The organism is Amycolatopsis sp. M39 (genome assembly GCF_001651785.1).
Taxonomy (GTDB): Bacteria; Actinomycetota; Actinomycetes; order Mycobacteriales; family Pseudonocardiaceae; genus Amycolatopsis; species Amycolatopsis rubida.
Map to the genome: position 1 here is coordinate 105,523 of NZ_LWSF01000034.1, position 18,163 is coordinate 123,685.

Below are 18,163 nucleotides of genomic sequence, written 5' to 3' on the forward strand. Positions count from 1 at the left end.
GGGGTGAGGTAGATCGAGCGACGAGGTAACTGAAGGTGACGACACCTCACATGATCAGGTGTTCCTGGTAGTCCTCGTCGCTGAAGGCTTCCGCGATGCGCAGCAGCCGGTCCAGGAAGTCCGGGATGTCCTTCGCGATCCCGCCGGGGCCGATGGCGTCGATCGAACCCTCGTAGACCTGGTCCACCACGCCGCCGACGGGAAGCCGGAAGACGGTCCCGCTGCGGTACCCGACCGCGAACGTGCGTCCGCCGCCGTCCGAGGCGAAGACGGCGAGCCGCTCGGCGGTGACCTCGGGCGCCCAGGCGGGAATGCCGGAACGATGCAGGCTGTCCAGCACCCAGTCGAGGGAGTGGATGAAGTAAGCGTTGTGCAGGTGCTCGAAGCTGGCTTCCCTGATGGACGCGTACAGCTCAAGCAGCGACGGCGGCAGCGGCGGATCGGCCTCCCGGGCTTTCCGCAGCGCGACCGGATCGGCCTCGTCCGTCACCGTGTCCGGCTCAAGCTGGCCAAAACGGGCGAAGATGGCCTGAATACGGGGCAGATAGCCGTCGATCGCCCGGCGCATGTCGTCGCGCCACCGCAGGTAGTCCACTCCGGACACGCTACGGCGCACCCAGGCGTCCCCTGCCTGGGTGCACCGCGCTCGCTCAACCGCGCCTCACTGCCGATACGGAGCCGCCGCCGACTGCGCCGCCGTGATCAACGCGCCCTTGTTCTTCGGCCAGAACGTGCTGTCCACGCACGAATACCGCGGCAGGAACCCGCCGCAGCTGCCGCTCTGCCCGCCGACCTCGAACGTGTAGCTGGCGACTCCCAGCGCACCGTAGGTGAAATCGTCCGTCGTGCCGCTGGTCGAGTAGCCCACGGTTTCCGCGTTGGTCCCGACCAAATACCCGTTCGAGTCGCTGAACTTCGCACCGAGCTTGCGCAAGGCGGCGTCGTTCGGCGCGGGGTCCGAGGTGAAGCCCCACGGGACGATGATGTCGTTCCCGTAGCTGTGCAACGTGATCATCGTGCCGCGCGCGGTGTCGGGAGCCGGGTCGTTGTCGCCGCTGCCGCGCTGCTGCGGGTAGATCGCGCGGAAGAGCTTCTCCAGCGCCTGCACCTCGGGTTCCGATCCGGCACTCACGCCTTGGTAGGTCTCCGCGCACGGCGAGTTCGAGTCCGCGCCCCAGCGGAAGGTCGAGTTGCGGTTCAGGTCGATGCCGATGTTCGTCCCCCCGCAATTGCCCCGGCTGGTGTTCGCGTTCTTGCGCTGCAGTTTCGGCGAATTCCCGCCGGAAGCGACGATGTCGACGCCGTCCGGGTTCGAGATCGGCACCACCCACACCTCGGTGGTGTCCAAAATGGACGTCGCGGTGGCGTCGCCGCCGTACCCGTCGGCGAGGTAGTCGATCCAGCGCCAGGCGAGTTCGCCGGTGGAAATCTCCCTGGCGTGGATCTGCGCCATCAGCGCGAATTTCGGCTTCGGGGACTTCGTGGACAGCGTGCAGTCGCCGTCCTGTTTCCTGGTCAGGCAGATCGCCTTGATGTCGTGGCCGCCCTTGCCCTGGGTCTTCCGCCACGACTGGCCGATCGTGTACTCGGTCGCCAGATCCGGATGCGCCGCCGCGACTTTCGCCAGGTGCGCTTCCTGTGCCGCGACAGTGCGGTAGCCGCCGTAGAAGGTGTCGCCCGCGGCGCGTTGCGGCACTCCTTTGTAGACGGTGTCGAAGAATTCCGGTGCGTAGCCGCGGTTCCGCAATTGCCCGGCGACCGACTGGTCCCCGATGACATAGGCCACGCCCTGGCTGGTCCCCGCGACGTCGAACCCGGCGCGAGCCAAGGAAGCCGCCTCGGCGGGCGTAGCGGGCACGCGCCACGAAACCGGATCGTCCGGCACCGCGGCGGCCGCGGCGGTCGTGGTGCCGCCGAGTGCGACCAGCACTCCGACGGCGCTGAGGGTGAGCCGGATCGAGAACCTGCCCGCCATCGGAGCTCCTCACGCAGCGAAGGAAGGCCACCACGTGCGGACGGTGACCACTCGGCAGCGCACAGTGTGCTCTTCGGGACGAATCCGGCCCACCTTCGAAAGTCGGGTGTCAGCAGGTGAGCGAAACCTTCGCGCCGCGCTCGAACGAAACATGGACGTGGTCGTAGTGGTTCGCGGTCTCGCCGCCGCGGTCCTCCATCGCCGACCAGCCGCTGCCGTCGTTGTAGCGCTGCTGCCAGATCACGTACTTCGCGCCGAGCTCGTCCTGATGCGCGAGAACATAAGCGGCCAAAGCGTTTCCGGTCTTCGGATCGACCATGAAGTCCAGCGCGAGACCGGCCGGATGGTCGCTCGCGCCCGACCGTCCGGCCCGGCCGCCGACCGTGTCCACCGAAAACTTCTCCTTGAGGAAATTGCCCGCCCGGGCCACCGCGGGCCGCGTTCCGGCCAAAGTGGACGAACACGCTTTCGCCGCCGGAGTTTCCGAAGCACGAGGGGTCGTTTCGCTGGTCGGCGAAGAAGACGAGGGCGTCGCCGGGGCAGCGCTGGAAGACCTCGCCGGCGGCATCGAGGCAGTGGAGGGAACGCTGCTCGACGGCCGCGGCGCGCTGAACGCGTGCATCTCCGCGGCCGCGGCCGGGAACTGCTCCGGTTCGGCCGAACTGGCGGCCAGCCACACCGGCACCGCCAGGGCGCCCGCGGCCAGCGCGCCCGCCGCGGCCGGCAGCCGCCACGACTTCGATCCGTCCCGATGTCTACCGGACACCTCGCACCACCGTCTCCTCGTTCGGGTCGCAAAGCCGCCACGACATTACGAACTGGACACGGCAATGTCACCGGCAAGTGACGGCGGGCACAGCGCGAACGGGATCACCGCAGGTCAGCGCACGATTACCCGCCGAACGCGCGGCCTGCTCAGGACAGCGGAATCTCCGCCGAATCGGTGAGCCGCAGCTTGCGCCGGGCACGCTGGTAAAACGTCGTCATGCCGAGCCGGACCACCCGGGCCGCGTTCGGCCGGGCGTGCAGGTCGATCGTTTCGCCGGGCCCGACGTATCCCGCCACCTGTCCGTCGACCTCCACCGCGAGCCGCCCGCTCGACGGCAGCACCTCCAGTGTCACGGTGTCGTGCACCGACAGCACGACGCCGCGGCTGTACGCCGAATGCGGCGCGGCGGGCGTGACCAGCAGCGCTTCCACCGCCGGGCTCGTGATCGGCCCTCCGGCGGAGAAGCTGTACGCGGTGGAGCCGGTCGGCGTCGCGACCACTACCGCGTCGGCGGCGTAGCTCACGAACTGCTCGCCGTTCACCAGCACCGCGACCANNCCGTCGCCCGGCACGCGCACCACCGCGACGTCGTTGAACGCGGTCTCGACCCGGCCGCCGAACCGCGCGTCCACCGCCAGCCGCGGCTCGACGGTGAACTCCTCGCGGTCGATCGCGGACAGCGCGAGCGGCAGGTCCGGCACGTCGACCTCGGCGAGGAAGCCGAGCTTCCCCAGGTTGACGCCGAGCACCGGCGCGTGCTGCCCGTCGGCGAGCCGCATCGCGCGCAGCATGGTGCCGTCGCCGCCGAGGCTGACCACCAGATCCGACCGTTTGCCCAGTTCGGCGGGCTGGACGGCGGTCGCCGAACAGTCGACCCTGGCGACCTCGTCCGCGATGCCGAGGATCTCGATCCCGCGCTCGGCGGCCCAGTCCAGCACCGCGTCGACCGCGGCTTTCGCATCGCGGCGCGGGTGCAGGACGAGTCCAGCGGAATGCATGGGGTTCTCCTCGGTCGGCCTGTCCCCAGTCTGCCGCGCCGGAGCCGGTTAGGCTCGGCGCTCGTGATCGAAAACTGGGCTGGCAATCTCACCTACCGCGCACGCGAGGTCGTCGCCCCGCGCACCCTGGCCGAAGCGCGAGAGCTCGTCGCCGGCTCAGCCCGGATCAAGGCGCTCGGCAGCCGGCACAGCTTCACCACGGTCGCCGACAGCCCGGACGGCCTCCAACTCGATCTCTCCGCCGTCGGGATCGCCCCGGAGATCACCGGCGCGACGCTCACCGTCGGCGGCGCGACCCGCTACGGCGACGTGGTCGCGCAAGTGCACGAAGCCGGGTACGCGCTGGCCAACCTGGCGTCACTCCCCCACATCACCGTCGCCGGCAGCGTCGCGACCGGCACCCACGGCTCCGGACAGCGACTTCCCGGCCTCGCCTCGGCAGTGTCCGAAGTCGAACTCCTCACCGCTGACGGCTCCCTGCGCACGTTCTCGCGCTCCGACGCCGAGTTCCCCGCAGTGGTGGTGAACGTCGGCGCGCTCGGCGTTCTCACCCGGCTCAGCCTCGATCTGGAGCCGGCTTTCTCGGTCCGCCAAGACGTTTTCGACGCCCTCCCGTGGTCCGCCGCGTTGGAGCACTTCGACGAAATCCAAGCCGCGGGCTACAGCGTCAGCCTGTTCACGAACTGGGCACGAGACGTGGTCGACCAAGTCCTGCTCAAAAACCGCGTCCCGGCGGAAATCCCCGATGCCCTGTTCGGCGCGCTTCCCGCCGACGGTCCGCGCCACCCCGCCCACGCAGCGGGCATCTCGGCGGAAAACACCACCGCGCAAGGCGGAGTTCCCGGACCGTGGTACGACCGGCTGCCGCATTTCCGCCTGGAATTCGCGCCGAGCGTCGGAACGGAATTGCAGAGCGAGTACTTCGTGCCGCGTGCGCACGCGGTCGCGGCGTTCGAGGCGGTGCGCGGCATCGGCGACCGGATCGCGCCGCTGCTGGTGGTGTCGGAAATCCGCACCGTCGCCGGCGACGGCCACTGGCTGAGCCCAGCCTACGACGGCGACCGGGTGGCGATGCATTTCACCTGGCAGCAGCGGCAGCCGGAAGTGGAGGCGGTGCTGCCGCTGATCGAGGAGAAGCTCAGCCCCTTCGGCGTTCGCGCCCATTGGGGAAAGCTGTTCCACGGTGCGGCGCTGGATCTGGATCATCAAGGGGTGCGGCAGTTCCGGGATGTGGCGGCGGAGCTGGATCCGGCCGGGAAGTTCCGGAATCCGTTCCTGGACCGGCACTTGCTCCGTTAGTGCACAGTGGATAGTCGGTGGCAAGGGTGCGCGAAGCCGGGGGTCGTGAGGTGCCTATGCCGGTTAGAACCGGCATAGGCACCTCACGACCCCCGGCGGGCGGCCCGGGCGATCATCCGGGCCAGGTCCGCCACCAAAGCCGGATCGTCGGGCAGCTGCCCAGTCGCCACGCGGATGTGCGGCGTCCCCGGATTGCCCGCACGCGTCCCCGACCCGGCGGAAACCCCATTGGCCGCCAGCGTCATCACCGTCCGCGACTCCTCCGGAACCGGCACCCACAACGTCAACCCGTCCCGGGCCCGCACCGAAATCCCGTGCTCCCGCAACGCTTCGGTCAAAGCCGTCCGCCGATGCGCGTACCGATGCCGCGCCCGGTTCAGCAACTCCGCGCTGCCGGGATCGGTCAGCAGAAACGCCTGCGCGTCCTGAAGAATCCGGCTCGACCACACCGACCCCGGCCCGCGCTGCTGCCGCACCCGTTCCACCAGCACCGCCGAACCGCCGATCACGCAACTGCGCAGTTCCAGCCCGAACGCGGTGCAGTACGACCGCACCAGCAACACCCGGCCGGGCAGGCGGGCGCCAAGGCTCAGCGAAGGAGCCGAGGCCAACGGCCCGAAATCGTCGTCCTCGATCACCGCGACGTCCTCTTCGGACAGTACGGCGGCGAGTTCCGCGAGCCGCTCCGCCGGAACCGAATGCCCGAGCGGCGACTGAGCACGCGGCTGGTAGACGAACGCCACCGGCCGATGTTCCAACGCCGCGGCCAGCGAGGACGGCAACGGACCGTTCTCGTCGCACCGCACCGGCACCGCATGGATCCGCGACCGGCGCAGCAATTCGCGCAGCCACGGCGTCGTCGGCGCTTCCAGCGCGATCACGTCGCCCGGCCGCGCGACTGCCTGGCAGGCCAGCGCCATCCCGTCCTGCCCGCCGGCCGCGACGGTCCACGATTCGGCGGCGAACGGCCACGCCGGCTTCACCGCGGCGCGCAACTGCGGGGTGATCGAGTTCTTGACCGGACCGCCGAACCGTTCCATGTGGACTCCCGCCGCGACGGCGTCCTCCAGCGGCGGCAGCAGTCCAGGATCCGGGAGGCCGTGTTCCAGGTCGACGGTCTGCCAGCCGGAAAACGCGCGTTCCGGCGGCGGGCTCGACGGAGGTTCCAGCACTATCGTGCCGCGCCGCCGTCCCGTGCCGATCAACCCGGCCGCGCGCAGCTGCGACCACGCTTCGGCGATCGTCGTGGGACTGACCGAAAGCTCCGCGGCCAGCGCCCGCACGGTGGGCAGCCGCGTGCCCGGCGGCACCTCCCCGTCGCGGATCAGGCCGGACACCGTCCCGGCCACGCCCCGCGCCGTGCGCTCGCCGATGCGGGACCCGAGCCAGCCTGCCCCGACCGGCAGCGTCGTCGTCGCGAGTTCGCCCGTGGCCACGCACCGGCTCCCCTCGTCACCCGGAAATCCGAAAACCTCTGACCCGATCAGAAGCTAGAGCGGCAACGGCACGCGGCAAAGGCGTTTCACATCCTGGCGGGCCCGCCCGGTACAAAACGCCCGTGACGTCCGACACCGCCGCAGTGTCCGGCTTCGGAATTTCACTCGATCAGGTTAGGCTACCCTTCATGAGTCAACCCTGGCCGGAAGCACCGGCGCTCGCCGGCACCGGGCTCGCGCTCGGCTACGGCGCGAAACCGGTGGTCCAGGACGCCGGGATCGTCCTGCGCGCGGGCGCGGTCACCGTCCTGGTCGGTCCCAACGGCTCCGGCAAGTCGACGCTGCTGCGCTCGCTCGCCCGGCTGCATCCGCTCACCGCGGGCGAGGTCAGGCTGGCCGGGCAGGACGCGCTCGCCTTGTCCCCCAAGGAGTTCGCCCGCCACGTCACGCTGCTGACCCAGTCGCGCCCCACGCCCGGCGGCGTGCGCGTGCGCGACGTCGTGTCCTACGGCCGCCATCCTTACCGCGGCCGCTTCGGCTCCGGCGATCCCGAGGGACCCGAACTGGTGGAGCGCGCGATGCGGCACACCGGCGTCGACGGAATGGCCGAGCGCCCGGTGGACGAACTGTCCGGCGGCGAGCTCCAGCGGGTCTGGCTGGCCACCTGCTTCGCCCAGGACACCGGCGTCGTCCTGCTCGACGAGCCGACCACCTTCCTCGACCTGCGCTACCAGATCGAAACGCTGGACCTCGTCCGCGACCTCGCCGACGAGCACGGCGTCGCGGTCGGCGTCGTGCTGCACGACCTCGACCAGGCCGCCGCCGTCGCCGACGAGGTGGTGCTGCTGTGCCGCGGTTCCGTCCGCGCCACCGGCCGCCCGGCCGACGTGCTGACCGCCGAGGCGCTCAGCGACGTCTACGGCCTGCGCATCGACGTCCACGTCGACGACGAGGGGCACGTCCGCACGCGCCCGGTCGGACGGCACACCTCCCGGCCGCGGCCGGTCCGCTCAGCTTGACCCGTCCCCTAGTACAAAGGAAAACCCCCGTGTCCAGTGTGTCCCGTCCTGCCCGCAGGCCGTTCCGCAAAACCGCGGCGGCCGTGCTCGCCACGTTCGCCCTCGCCGCGTGCGGCACCACCGAAGCCCCCGCCGCCGGGGACCAGGCCGCCGCCGCGAAGCCGGCCGGCCCGGTCCAGTTGACCGACGAGCGCGGCAAGGTCGACCTCCCGGGTCCGGCCGCCAAGATCGTGTCGCTGGAATGGGGCCTCACCGAGAACCTGCTGGCGCTGGGCGTCAAGCCGATCGGCGCGGCGGACGTCAAGGGCTACAACACCTACGACAAGGCGATGCCGCTCGCCGCGTCCACTCCGGACGTCGGCACCCGCGGCGAGCCGAGCCTCGACGCGATCGCCGCGCTGCACCCGGATCTCGTGGTCACCACCACCGACCTGCCGGAGAACGTGATCGCGCAGCTCTCGAAGCGGACGAAGGTGCTCACCCTGCGCGGCTCCGATTCGACCGACCCGATCGGCTACCTGCGCAAGACCGTGACCATCCTGTCCGAGGCGACCGGAACGCAGGAACAGGGCCGCACGCTGCTGGCCGAATTCGACGCCAAGGTCGCCGAGGGCAAGAAGAAGCTGGCCGACGCGGGCAAGTCCGGGGCCAAGTTCGTCATGGCCGACGGCTACTCGACCTCCGGCACGGTCACCGTCCGGATGTACACGAAGGGCTCGTTCCTCGGCAGCATCGCCGACCAGCTCGGCACCGCCAACCAGTGGACCGGCGAGGGCGACAAGGTCTACGGCCTCGCGCCCACCGATGTCGAAGGCCTGACCAAGATCACCGATCCGGCCACGTCGTTCGTCTACGCCGCCAACGACTCCGAAGCCGACGTCTTCACCCAGGATCTCGCGGGCAACGCGGTGTGGAAGCAGCTGCCGTTCGTCAAGGCCGCGAAGCTGCACCGGATCCCGGACGGCATCTGGATGTTCGGCGGCCCGAAGTCGGCGATCGCCTACGTGGACGCGCTCACCGGCGCGCTGACGCGCTGATCCGATGACCGCACCAGCCCCCGCGTCCGCCCGGCCGCTCGCCGCGGGCAAGCCGCGGCTCACGGCGCCGGCCGTCTTCGTGACCGGGATCGTCGCGCTGCTCGTCCTGTCCGCTGTGCACCTGCTGCAAGGCACGTCGCACGTCGGGCTCGGTGAACTCCTGCGCGCCGTTTTCCCCGGCACGGACGACGACGCGCGCGGCCAGGCGGTGGCAGTGCTCGTGGCCAGCCGGATCCCCCGGCTGGCCGCGGCGCTGCTCGTGGGGCTGGCGCTCGGGTTCGCGGGCTGCGTGCTGCAGTCGGTGGCTCGGAACCCGCTCACCTCGCCGGACACGCTCGCGGTCAACGCCGGCGCGTACGTCTCGGTGGTCGGCGTCGCGGCGTTCGGGATCTCGCTTCCCTTCTACGTCAACGGAATCGTCGCCTTCGCCGGCGGTCTCGCGGCGGCCGGGCTGGTGTTGCTCGTCGCGCGCAGCAGCAGCGGCGGCGCGGCCCGGCTCGTGCTCGCCGGGTCCGCGATCGCGCTGGCGCTGACCGCGCTCACGTCGGTGCTGCTGATGTTGTTCCAGGAGCGGACCGCGGGCCTGTTCGGCTGGGGCAGCGGCACGACTGTCCAATCCGGACTGCGGCAGGTTTCCCTTGCCGCCCCGGTGATCGCGGTCGGCATCGTCGCCACCCTCCTGCTCGCACACCGGCTCGACGTGCTCGGTCTCGGCGACGACCACGCGCGCGTGCTGGGCATCGACGTCCGCCGCACCCGCACCTTCGCCGTCGTCGTGGCGGTGCTGCTTTCGGCGGTCGCGGTGACCGTGGCCGGACCGATCGGGTTCGTCGGCTTGTGCGCGCCGGTGATCGCGCGGCTGCTGGCCAGCCGGGTGCCCGGGCTCGGCAAACATCCGCTGCTGCTGCCGCTCTCCGGACTGACCGGGGCGCTGGTCGTCGTGGCCGCCGACGTCCTGCTGCGCGCTCTCGTCCCCGCGGACAAAGCGGTTTCGGTGCCGACCGGCGTCGTGACGACTCTCGCCGGCGCGACCGTGCTGGTCTGGCTGGCGCGACGGCAACCGTCTGGAACACCGTCCGCGCGCGGCACGCACGGCACCGTCCGGTCTCGCCGCTGGGTGGCCGGGACCGGTGTCGTGCTGGCGGTCGGCCTCGTCGCCGCGGTGATCGGCGCACTCCTGCTGGGCGACCGGATCGTGCTGCTCGGCGACGTGCTGAACTGGCTGCGCGGGGTGTCGGGCACCGAGGTGTCGTTCGCGCTCGACCTGCGCTGGCCGAGGATGCTCGCCGCACTGCTCGGCGGGGCCGCGCTGGCCGTCGCGGGCGCGCTGGTACAGGCGATCTGCCGCAACCCGCTGGCCGAACCGAGCCTGCTCGGCGTGACGCCCGGCGCGAGCGTCGGCGCGATCAGCGTCGTGCTTCTGGTGCCGGGCATCGGGATCTGGCCGATGATGGGAGCGGCGACCGTCGCCGCGTTCGCGACGTTCGCCCTCGTGCACTGGCTCGCCACCGGTCGCGGATCGAGCGGCCGCGCGCTGTCGTCGGACCGGCTCGTGCTGGTCGGCATCGGCGTCAGCGCGGGCGCGCAGGCGATCACGACGCTCGTCGTGGTGGCGACCTCGCCGTGGAACGCGCATCTCGCGCTCACCTGGCTCGCCGGATCGACCTACGGCCGGGAGTTCAGCCAGGTCCTGCCGGTGCTGTTGTGCCTGGTCATCGCCCTGCCGATCGCCCTGTCCAGCGCGCGGACGCTCGACCTGGTCTCGCTGGACGAGGACGTGCCGCGGGTGCTCGGCGTCCCGCTGGACCGGTCTCGCCTCGCCTTCGCCGCCCTCGCCGCGGTACTCACCGCCGCGGCCGCGTGCGCGGTGGGCGCGCTGGGATTCGTCGGGCTCGTGGCCCCGCACGCCGCGCGCGCTTTGGTGGGTTCCCGCCACTCGCGCTCGCTGCCGGTGGCGGCCGCGCTGGGAGCGGTGCTGGTGTGCGTCGCGGACACGCTGGGACGCACCGTCCTCGCCCCGACCCAGATCGCGGCGGGCCTGGTGACCGCGCTGATCGGGGCGCCGTACTTCGGCTGGCTGCTGTGGCGGAGCCGCGCGAACGCCTAGCCGAACCAGGTGTCGAGTGCGACCTTCAACTCGGCTTCGCCTCCGGCCCACGCGATGACGCCGTCCGGGCGCAGCAGGATGATCCGGCAGTGGCCGCTGGCACCGCTTCGACCCGTTTGCGGCCAGATCGCGGCTCTCCGGATCGAGCACACCGCGTCCGGTGCGAGTGTGGTCCGGCCGTCATCGTCCACAAGGGATCGGTCCGGACTGTGCAGCCTGGCTGGTTCTTCGTCGGGGTAAGGGAATTCGTACCGCTCCGCGACAACCTCGCGTAGCGCGTCGACGTGCGGCCCCGGCGCGAGCAGCGCCGACTGCGCCCGGGTATTGCGCCGCGTTCGCGGAAGGCGACCATCGAAAGCATCCCGTTTCCGCTGATGGCGCAGGGTTTGCGGGAACGGCAGACGGCCGGGAGCACTGTCGAGGACAGCTTCGGCTACGCACTCGGCATCGTGCTCGCCGGGCTGGAGGCGAAGCGTCCAGTCAAAGTGCAATGACTCACTAAGTTGTACGGTTGCACTTTTTGCATGGTTCCACTTATGCTGGGCGGCAGACCACACCGGCACGAGAGGGGAAGACCATGAACGAGACACCGCGCATCGCCATCGTCGGCGGCGGCCCGGGCGGGCTGCTCGCCGCGCACGTCCTGCACGGCCACGGCATCGCCGCGACCGTGTACGACGCCGACACCGCCGTGGACTCACGAGATCCCGGCGGCACGCTCGACCTGCACGCCGACAGCGGGCAGATCGCCCTGGAGGACGCTGGGCTGTTGCCCGCCTTCCGCGCGCTGGCCCGCGCCGAAGGCCAAGCCATGACCAGACGCGACCACCACGGCACCCTGCTGAAGGAGTTCATCCCCGCCGACGACGACACCGCGGCCCCGGAAATCGACCGCGGCCAGTTGCGCACGATGCTGTACGAACGGCTCGCGCCAAGCACCGTCCACTGGGGACACAAACTCACCGGCCTGACGACCGAAAACGGCGTCCACCGCTTGCACTTCGCCAACGGATCCACAGTGGACGCCGACCTCGTGCTCGGCGCGGACGGCGCCTGGTCGAAGGTGCGCCGCCGACTCACCGACGCGATGCCGGAATACCTCGGCGTGTCCTTTTTGGACGTCCGGTTCGACGACGTCGAAACCCGGCACCCGGAGATCGCGGCCTTGACCGGCAACGGACAGCTGTTCACCACCGACGGCGCCGGCCGGGCGGTGATCGTGCAGCGCAACAGCAACGGGGTGATCCGCGGCTACGTGGCTTTCCGCGCCGAAGAGGACTGGGCCGCACGGGAAAGCGTCGACCTGACCGACCGCGCCTCGGTACGGGAATTCTTGCTGCGCGAGTTCCGCGGTTGGGGCGAGGCAGTGCGTCCGCTGCTTACCGACAACGACGGCGACTACGTGGCGCGCGCGTTCACCGCACTGCCCGCTCCCCTGACCTGGAAACGCGTCCCCGGCATCACCGTCCTCGGCGACGCCGCGCACGCGATGGCCCCGTTCGGCGGGCACGGCGCGAACCTGGCACTGCTCGACGGCGCGGAACTGGCGCACGCGCTGCACGAGGAGCCAAGCGTCGAAGCCGCGTTGACCCGCTACGAGACAGCGATGTTCGCCCGCACCGGCCACCTGGCCGCCGACGCGAACGCGGCGCTGCGCGGTTTCTTCGCCGACCAGCCGGACGGTACCCCGCAGGACGTGCCGGATCGGGAAGAAGAACTCCGCGCCTACGAGGCCCAGGCTGCCGAGTACCGCGCCGCACGCACCCCCGCCGCCCGCTAACTCCCCTCCCCGCCACCGAACGCCGTGAGGGGAACCCTCACGGAATCTGATTCCGTCAGGGTTCCCCTCACGGACCGCCCCGCCGCCAGGATTTCTCCCGGCCTAGGGTTGCCGCCGCGGGCTGGCGGTCCGTGAAGGGCTTTCGTCAGGAGCGCTTGCGGCGCACCGCCACTGCCGCCACCAGCGCGCCGCCGATGAGCAGCAACGCGCCGCCGCCGATCAGGTAGCCGCGGATGTCCGCGCCGGTCGACGCGAGCGGGCCCTGGCCGGACGGGCCGGTTCCGGGGGCGACGCCGCCGGAGTTGTCGCTCGTGATCGGGGCCGGGGCCTCCGAAGACGACGAACCGGACGACGCCGGGCTTGTGCTGCTGGCCGAGGACGACGTCGGCGCGGTCGAAGAGGACGTCTCCGAAGGACCGCTCGGCGTCGTCGAACTGCTGGACGACGTGGTGCTCGTCGGCTCAGTCGTCGTGGTCGACGTCGTGGTGCTGGAGCTGGTGGTGCTGGAACTGGTCGACGTCGACGTCATGCTGGTCGGCGCCGTGGACGTCGTCGTCGGGGCGGTGCAGTCCGGCAGATCCCCATCGAAGGGGTAGGCGTGGAACTCCTGCCCGCCCGCCGCGCCCTCGGACGTGTGCAGCAGGTTGCCCGCGGTGAAGAACCGGCCGTTGGTGCCCGACGCGGTGACCGTCGTGTCGCTGGACGGGTCGCCGACCAGCACGCTGCCCTGGAACTGCGCCTGCCCGGCGATCTTCACCTTCGACGCGTCCGGGAAGTTCCACAGCAGCTTCTCGCGCAGGCGGTTGATCGGGTCCTGGTCGGCGAGGTCGCCGGTGTAGGTGTTGATCACCCGGTTGCCGCCGACGAGGTTCACCAGGACGGTCGCGCCCGCCGGGATGCCGGCGAATTCCAGGCCCTGCATGCCGCCGCCGGGGCCGGTGAGGTCGAAGTCGACGGTGAACACCTGCAGCGCGGACTTCCCGTCGCCGGTGAACAGCGTGCGATAGCCCTCGTTCTTCGCCGTCCCGGTCGCCGCGGACTTGCTGTAGCAGGTGCTGGCTTCCTGCAGCTGCGGCCGGAGCTGCTGGTACGGGTCGGCCGCGTTCGGGTCCTGCTTCAGCGTGCCGGTCACGGTCCCGGTGACGGTGCCGCCGTAGCGCACGACGCCGCCTTCGGCGAGCAGCCGCTGGTTCGGCGCGACGGTGACGTTCTTGCCGGTGGTGAGGAAATCGCCGCCGTCCGGCGGGGGCACGCGCGAGCCGACGCCCGCGATGCCGACGTTGTAGATCGCGGACGCTCCGGCCCGCTTCGCCATGTCGAACCCGCCGAGCACGACGACGCGGCCCTCGGCCTCGGCCGCGCCTTCGCGCACGAGGAAGTCGCCGCCGGCGAAGACGTTGATGCCGTTGTCCCGTCCCGCGAACGGGCCGTTGCCGACCGGCGGGTACTTGCCGGGGCAGGCGTCGCCGGCGCACGGACCCAAGCCCCCGGGCAACGGAGCGGCGCTCGCGCCCGGACCGGCCACGAACGCCACCGCACACACCGCCGCGGCGATTGCTCCGCCCGCGACGGCCATTTTCCTGGCACGCATGCGGCCGATCCTCACCCGGCGCGGGCGAAATCCGGCAATCGAAACACCGTAACCCACCCGAACGGGTCAGAAAATCAACTACTTCTCAGACAAGTAGACTAGTGACGCTCCACACTCGACACCCCGCCGGAAGAATGTCCCGCAGTAGCCTCGCTCCTGTGGCCCGGCCCGACCAGATAGCCCCCCGATGCCCCCTCTCGTGCACCGGCACCCGCTCGCCGCGCAGGCCGCCGAAGTCCTTCTGGGACGCATCCGCGCCGGCGAATGGCCGCTCGGCCGCAAATTGCCCGGGGAAACGACCTTGGCCGCGCAACTGGGCGTCGGCCGTTCGACGCTGCGCGAAGCGATCCGCGAATTGGCGGGCAAAGGCGTACTGGATTCCCGCCAGGGCTCCGGGGTTTTCGTGACCGCGCTGGACGTCGCCGAGGAGTGGGACGCGGTGCTGCGCCGCGCCGCCATCGGCGCGGTGCTCGAAGCGCGCATCGCCATCGAAGCGGAAGCCGCCGCCCTCGCCGCGCACCGCCGGACGCCGACCGACCTGCGCGCGATCCGGCGCGCGCTCGCCGCCCGCGCGATCGGCGACCCGGACGTCGAAGTCCTGGTGGACACCGACACCGCGTTCCACCGCACGGTGCTCGTCGCCGCGCACAACGACGTGCTGATCGAATTGTTCGGCAGTTTCGTCCCGCGCGTCCACCGCGCGATGACGGACCTGCTGCGCGCCCGGCCGATCACCGCCCCCGAGGAAGACCAAGCCGCGCACCTGGCGCTCGTCGAGGCGATCGCGGACAAAGACGCGTCCGCCGCCGCGGAACTGAGCCGGGCGCACCTGACCGCCTTGAAGGAGGCACTTTCGTGAGCGAGGTCGTGCTGCAGCTGACCGACGTCGTGTTCCGCAGGCAGGGCAAGGAAATCCTGCACGGTGTGAACCTGACCGTGCGAGCAGGGCAACACTGGGCGCTGCTCGGCCCGAACGGAGCCGGGAAAAGCACGATCCTCGGTTTCTGCGGGGCGGTCACGCATCCGACCACCGGCACCGTCGACGTCCTCGGCGGACGGCTCGGCCGGGTCGAACTGCAGGCGCTGCGCCGCAGCATCGGGCACGTCGACCCGCGGCATCCGCTGCGTTCGCCGCTCACCGTCCGGGAGGTCGTGCTGACCGGCGTCACCGGGAGCATCGACACGCCGCCGCGCTGGCAGCCCACCCCGGCGCACCTCGCGCAGGCCGACGAACTCGTCGATCTGCTCGGCCTGGCCGGCAAGGCAGGCGAACGCTGGCCGACGCTCTCCCAGGGCGAACGCGGCCGCGCCCTGATCGCCCGCGCGCTGATCAGCGACCCCCGGCTGCTGCTGCTCGACGAACCGTCCACCGGCCTGGACGTCGCGGCCCGCGAGCAGCTGCTCGAAACAATCGACCTGCTGACCAGGACCCATCCCCGGCTCGCCTCCATCGTGGTCACCCACCACCTGGAGGAGCTGCCGGAGACGACGACGCACGCGCTGCTGATCGCGAACGGTTCGGAGGTTTCGTCAGGACCGATCGACCAGGCGGTGACGACGGCGAGCATCAGCCGGGCGTTCGGCCACCCGATCCGCGTGGACCGCCACGACGGGCGGTGGAGCGCCCGCGCTGCCCGGACCCGCTCCACCGAGGTCGCCTGACGCGAGCCGCGGCCGGCTGCTGTCCGGTGAAAGGCTCCTTGCGGGAATCTGGTTCCCTCAAGGAGCCCTTCGCGGACTTCCGGCGGCCATGGACCGTCAAGCGGTCCGCAGCACCCGCCAGGCCGAGAACCCCAGCAGCACCAGCTCCGCCGCCGAAAAGCCGACCAGGGCGAGCGGGCTGGGCACCCACAGCAGCGTCATGCCGACCAGCAGCACCGGCACCACCAGCCCGGCGTACGCCGCCAGGAAGATCCCCGCCAGCACCTCGCCCCGGGACAGCGGATCGGCCAGCGCCGCCACCGTCCCGACCGCGGCGCGGAAGCCGAGCCCCATCCCGCTCCCGGCGATCACCGAACCGGCCAGGAACAGGGCCAGCGAAGGCAGCAACGCGGCCACCGAAAGCACCGCCAGCCCGATTGGCATCAGCACGAACCCCAGCCGCAGCTGCGACCGAGACGCCATCGACGCGAAGACCACCTGCGCCACCGCCGCCGCGCCCAGCATCGAGCCCGCGGTGACCCCGGCGAGCATCCGGCTGTGCTCGTGCAGTCCTTCGGCGAGCAGGGTCGGCGCGAGCGACATGAACAGCCCGGTGATCGCGAACGCGGCGAACACCCCGATCGCCGCGCCGACGAACGCCGGCCGCGCCCCGGCGGGCAGCGACACCCGCTGCGGCCGGTACGCCGGACGCTCCTCGCGCCGTTCGACGGTCTCCGGCACCAGGCACACCGCGAGCGCCGCCACCAGCAACACCACCAGGAACACGACGAACGTGCTGGTCAGCGGGCTGTCGATGTACTGCGCGAAGACCCCGCCGACCACCGGGCCGAGTCCGAGCCCGCCCATGTTCACCACGGTGGCGATCAAGCCGGAGCGGCCGAGGTCCTGGTCCGGCCGGGTCACGGCCCGCAGCTCCGACAGGTGCGCGGTGGCGGTGGCCGTCAGCGCGCCGATGCCCACGCCGCACACGAACCGCGCGATCAGCAGGCCCGGGACCTCCGGCCAGAGCAGGAACAGAACCGCCGACAGGGCCTCGGCGAGCGTCGAAGCGAGGATCACGCGACGGCGGCCGAGCCAGTCGCTGACGTGCCCGGCGAGGTAGAGGCTGGCCATCACGCCGACTGCGTACGCCGCGAAGACGACGGTGACCAGGAACGTCGGAAACCCGTCCCGCTGCTGGTAAATCGCGTACAGCGGGGTGGGCACGGTGGAGAACGCGAGGCACGCGGCGAACGCGAAAGCGATGACCCGGAATCCCCAGCCGTGGCTGACGCGCCATCCGGCCGGGGCGGTGAGAGCGGGCGGAGCTGTGGTGACCATGTCGACCTTCCAAACGGGAACCTGCCCCTGGAACGATCCCCCGCCGCACTCATCAAGTCCAACGAAAAGTGTTGGTCACAGTTATCGGGATCCGCGATAATCCGGGCATGGAGACGCGGCAGCTGGAGTACTTCGTGGCAGTCGCCGAGGAGCTGAGCTTCACGCGGGCGGCCCAGCGGCTGTTCGCCACGCAGTCCACGGTCTCGGCGACGATCCGCGCGCTGGAGACCGACCTCGGCGCGACGCTGTTCGACCGGTCTACCCGCCGGGTCGCGCTGTCCACCGCGGGCGCACTGTTGCTGCCCGAGGCGAAAGCGGCGCTGGAATCGGTGGAGCGGGCCCGCGAGGTGGTGCAGCAGGCGTCCGCCGGTCTGCGCGGGAGTCTCCGGATCGGCACGCTGACCAGCATGAACGCGTTCGACCTGCCGGTGCTGCTCGGCGCGTTCCACCGCAGGCACCCGCTGGTCGACCTGCATCTGACGGTGTCCCTGACCGGTTCGTCCGGTCTCGCCGAGGACATCCGCCACGGCCGGCTCGACGTCGCGTTGCTCGGCCTCTCCCGGGCAGAGCTGGGCGGCCTCGACGCGACGCAGCTGGCCAGCGTGCCGTACTACGCGGTGCTGCCGGACAGCCATCCGCTCGCCGGGCACGAGTCGGTCCGGCTCCCGGAACTGGACGGCGAGCTGTTCGTCGACTGTCCGCGCGGCTTCGGGAACCGGCTGGCCGTCGACCGGGAGTTCGCGGCGCGCGGGCTCTCGCGCCGGGTGGCCGCCGAGGTCGCCGACCTGCGGACGGTGCCGCGTTACGTCGCCGCCGGCCTCGGCGTCGCGGTCCTGCCCGGCACGGCGCGTCTGGGCATCCCCGGCGTCGTGGCGATCCCCGTCGCCGAAACGTCCCTGACCTGGCCGCTCACCGTCGTCGTCTCCGCGAAGCGCCCGCCCTCGCAGGCCCTGCGGACGCTGCTGGAACTGTTCGTCTCGGCCGCGGCGGAGGAAGATATTACGGAGTTCTGACCGGGCCCCCGGCGACCGGAATAGCGACCGGCTCCGCAGCGTCATCCTGGACACGGATTCCCGACGGGAGAGAAGGAAATGACGGAAAAAGCGATTCTGGCCGGCGGGTGTTTCTGGGGCATGGAGGAGCTGTTCCGCCACCAGCCCGGCGTGACCG

At 71.0% G+C, this 18,163-nt stretch carries 17 protein-coding genes; 9 read left to right on the forward strand and 8 right to left on the reverse strand.

What is annotated here, in order from left to right:
- Positions 1-46: 46 nt before the first annotated feature.
- From A4R44_RS41360 to A4R44_RS41375, 4 genes are all read right to left on the reverse strand, one after another.
- Entirely contained in the window at positions 47-595 is a 549-nt protein-coding gene (locus tag A4R44_RS41360) for a hypothetical protein (protein WP_067593907.1), read from the reverse strand.
- Between the two features lie 66 nt (positions 596-661).
- Positions 662-1,975: a M14 family zinc carboxypeptidase gene (locus tag A4R44_RS41365; RefSeq protein WP_067593910.1), complete on the reverse strand. Its 1,314-nt coding sequence runs from the start codon at positions 1,973-1,975 to the stop codon at positions 662-664.
- Positions 1,976-2,084: 109 nt separating this feature from the next.
- Complete coding sequence (locus tag A4R44_RS41370) at positions 2,085-2,741, reverse strand: lipase chaperone (RefSeq protein WP_067593913.1); 657 nt, start codon at positions 2,739-2,741, stop codon at positions 2,085-2,087.
- 149 nt (positions 2,742-2,890) lie between these two features.
- Complete coding sequence (locus A4R44_RS41375) at positions 2,891-3,742, reverse strand: NAD(+)/NADH kinase (protein ID WP_067593916.1); 852 nt, start codon at positions 3,740-3,742, stop codon at positions 2,891-2,893.
- 63 nt (positions 3,743-3,805) lie between these two features.
- Here A4R44_RS41375 and A4R44_RS41380 point away from each other — a divergent pair, with 63 nt between their 5' ends.
- Positions 3,806-5,041 carry an FAD-binding protein gene (locus A4R44_RS41380; protein ID WP_093577331.1) on the forward strand — a complete coding sequence of 412 codons (1,236 nt, stop codon included), beginning with the start codon at positions 3,806-3,808 and terminating at the stop codon, positions 5,039-5,041.
- Between the two features lie 83 nt (positions 5,042-5,124).
- Here the strand turns inward: A4R44_RS41380 and A4R44_RS41385 are convergent, their stop codons facing one another.
- On the reverse strand, positions 5,125-6,477 hold the full coding sequence (locus A4R44_RS41385) for an aminotransferase class I/II-fold pyridoxal phosphate-dependent enzyme (RefSeq protein WP_093577330.1): 1,353 nt from the start codon (positions 6,475-6,477) through the stop codon (positions 5,125-5,127).
- A 188-nt stretch (positions 6,478-6,665) separates the two neighbouring features.
- On the opposite strand from A4R44_RS41385, the gene A4R44_RS41390 reads away from it, so the two are divergent.
- The 3 genes from A4R44_RS41390 to A4R44_RS41400 are packed head-to-tail and all read left to right on the forward strand — an operon-like array spanning position 6,666 to position 10,640.
- On the forward strand, positions 6,666-7,496 hold the full coding sequence (locus A4R44_RS41390; RefSeq protein WP_067593921.1) for an ABC transporter ATP-binding protein: 831 nt from the start codon (positions 6,666-6,668) through the stop codon (positions 7,494-7,496).
- 29 nt (positions 7,497-7,525) lie between these two features.
- Positions 7,526-8,533 carry an iron-siderophore ABC transporter substrate-binding protein gene (locus A4R44_RS41395; RefSeq protein WP_198545651.1) on the forward strand — a complete coding sequence of 336 codons (1,008 nt, stop codon included), beginning with the start codon at positions 7,526-7,528 and terminating at the stop codon, positions 8,531-8,533.
- A 4-nt stretch (positions 8,534-8,537) separates the two neighbouring features.
- Positions 8,538-10,640, forward strand: coding sequence for an iron ABC transporter permease (locus A4R44_RS41400; protein ID WP_067593924.1), 2,103 nt, complete (start codon positions 8,538-8,540; stop codon positions 10,638-10,640).
- Here the strand turns inward: A4R44_RS41400 and A4R44_RS48650 are convergent.
- Positions 10,637-10,831: a hypothetical protein gene (locus tag A4R44_RS48650; RefSeq protein ID WP_067593927.1), complete on the reverse strand. Its 195-nt coding sequence runs from the start codon at positions 10,829-10,831 to the stop codon at positions 10,637-10,639. The two genes, A4R44_RS41400 and A4R44_RS48650, sit on opposite strands and share 4 nt — an antisense overlap.
- A 386-nt stretch (positions 10,832-11,217) precedes the next feature.
- Between A4R44_RS48650 and A4R44_RS41410 the strand changes: the two genes are divergently transcribed.
- Positions 11,218-12,420, forward strand: a complete 1,203-nt coding sequence (locus A4R44_RS41410) for an NAD(P)/FAD-dependent oxidoreductase (RefSeq protein WP_067593929.1) — start codon at positions 11,218-11,220, stop codon at positions 12,418-12,420.
- A gap of 145 nt (positions 12,421-12,565) precedes the next feature.
- Here the strand turns inward: A4R44_RS41410 and A4R44_RS41415 are convergent, their stop codons facing one another.
- A complete protein-coding gene (locus A4R44_RS41415) occupies positions 12,566-14,011 on the reverse strand; it encodes a choice-of-anchor A family protein (RefSeq protein ID WP_067593932.1) in 1,446 nt (481 codons plus the stop codon).
- A gap of 187 nt (positions 14,012-14,198) precedes the next feature.
- Between A4R44_RS41415 and A4R44_RS41420 the strand changes: the two genes are divergently transcribed.
- On the forward strand, positions 14,199-14,870 hold the full coding sequence (locus A4R44_RS41420) for a FadR/GntR family transcriptional regulator (RefSeq protein WP_067593935.1): 672 nt from the start codon (positions 14,199-14,201) through the stop codon (positions 14,868-14,870).
- A complete protein-coding gene (locus tag A4R44_RS41425) occupies positions 14,867-15,673 on the forward strand; it encodes an ABC transporter ATP-binding protein (protein ID WP_067593938.1) in 807 nt (268 codons plus the stop codon). Before A4R44_RS41420 ends, A4R44_RS41425 begins: the two co-directional genes overlap by 4 nt.
- A 96-nt stretch (positions 15,674-15,769) precedes the next feature.
- Here A4R44_RS41425 and A4R44_RS41430 read toward each other — a convergent pair whose 3' ends face one another.
- Complete coding sequence (locus A4R44_RS41430) at positions 15,770-16,993, reverse strand: MFS transporter (protein ID WP_067593941.1); 1,224 nt, start codon at positions 16,991-16,993, stop codon at positions 15,770-15,772.
- Positions 16,994-17,100: 107 nt separating this feature from the next.
- On the opposite strand from A4R44_RS41430, the gene A4R44_RS41435 reads away from it, so the two are divergent.
- Both A4R44_RS41435 and A4R44_RS47015 read left to right on the forward strand, forming a co-directional pair.
- Positions 17,101-18,006, forward strand: coding sequence for a LysR family transcriptional regulator (locus A4R44_RS41435; RefSeq protein ID WP_067593944.1), 906 nt, complete (start codon positions 17,101-17,103; stop codon positions 18,004-18,006).
- A gap of 78 nt (positions 18,007-18,084) precedes the next feature.
- Positions 18,085-18,163, forward strand: a 79-nt coding sequence (locus tag A4R44_RS47015) for a peptide-methionine (S)-S-oxide reductase (RefSeq protein ID WP_198545653.1), incomplete at its 3' end; no start/stop codon positions are given.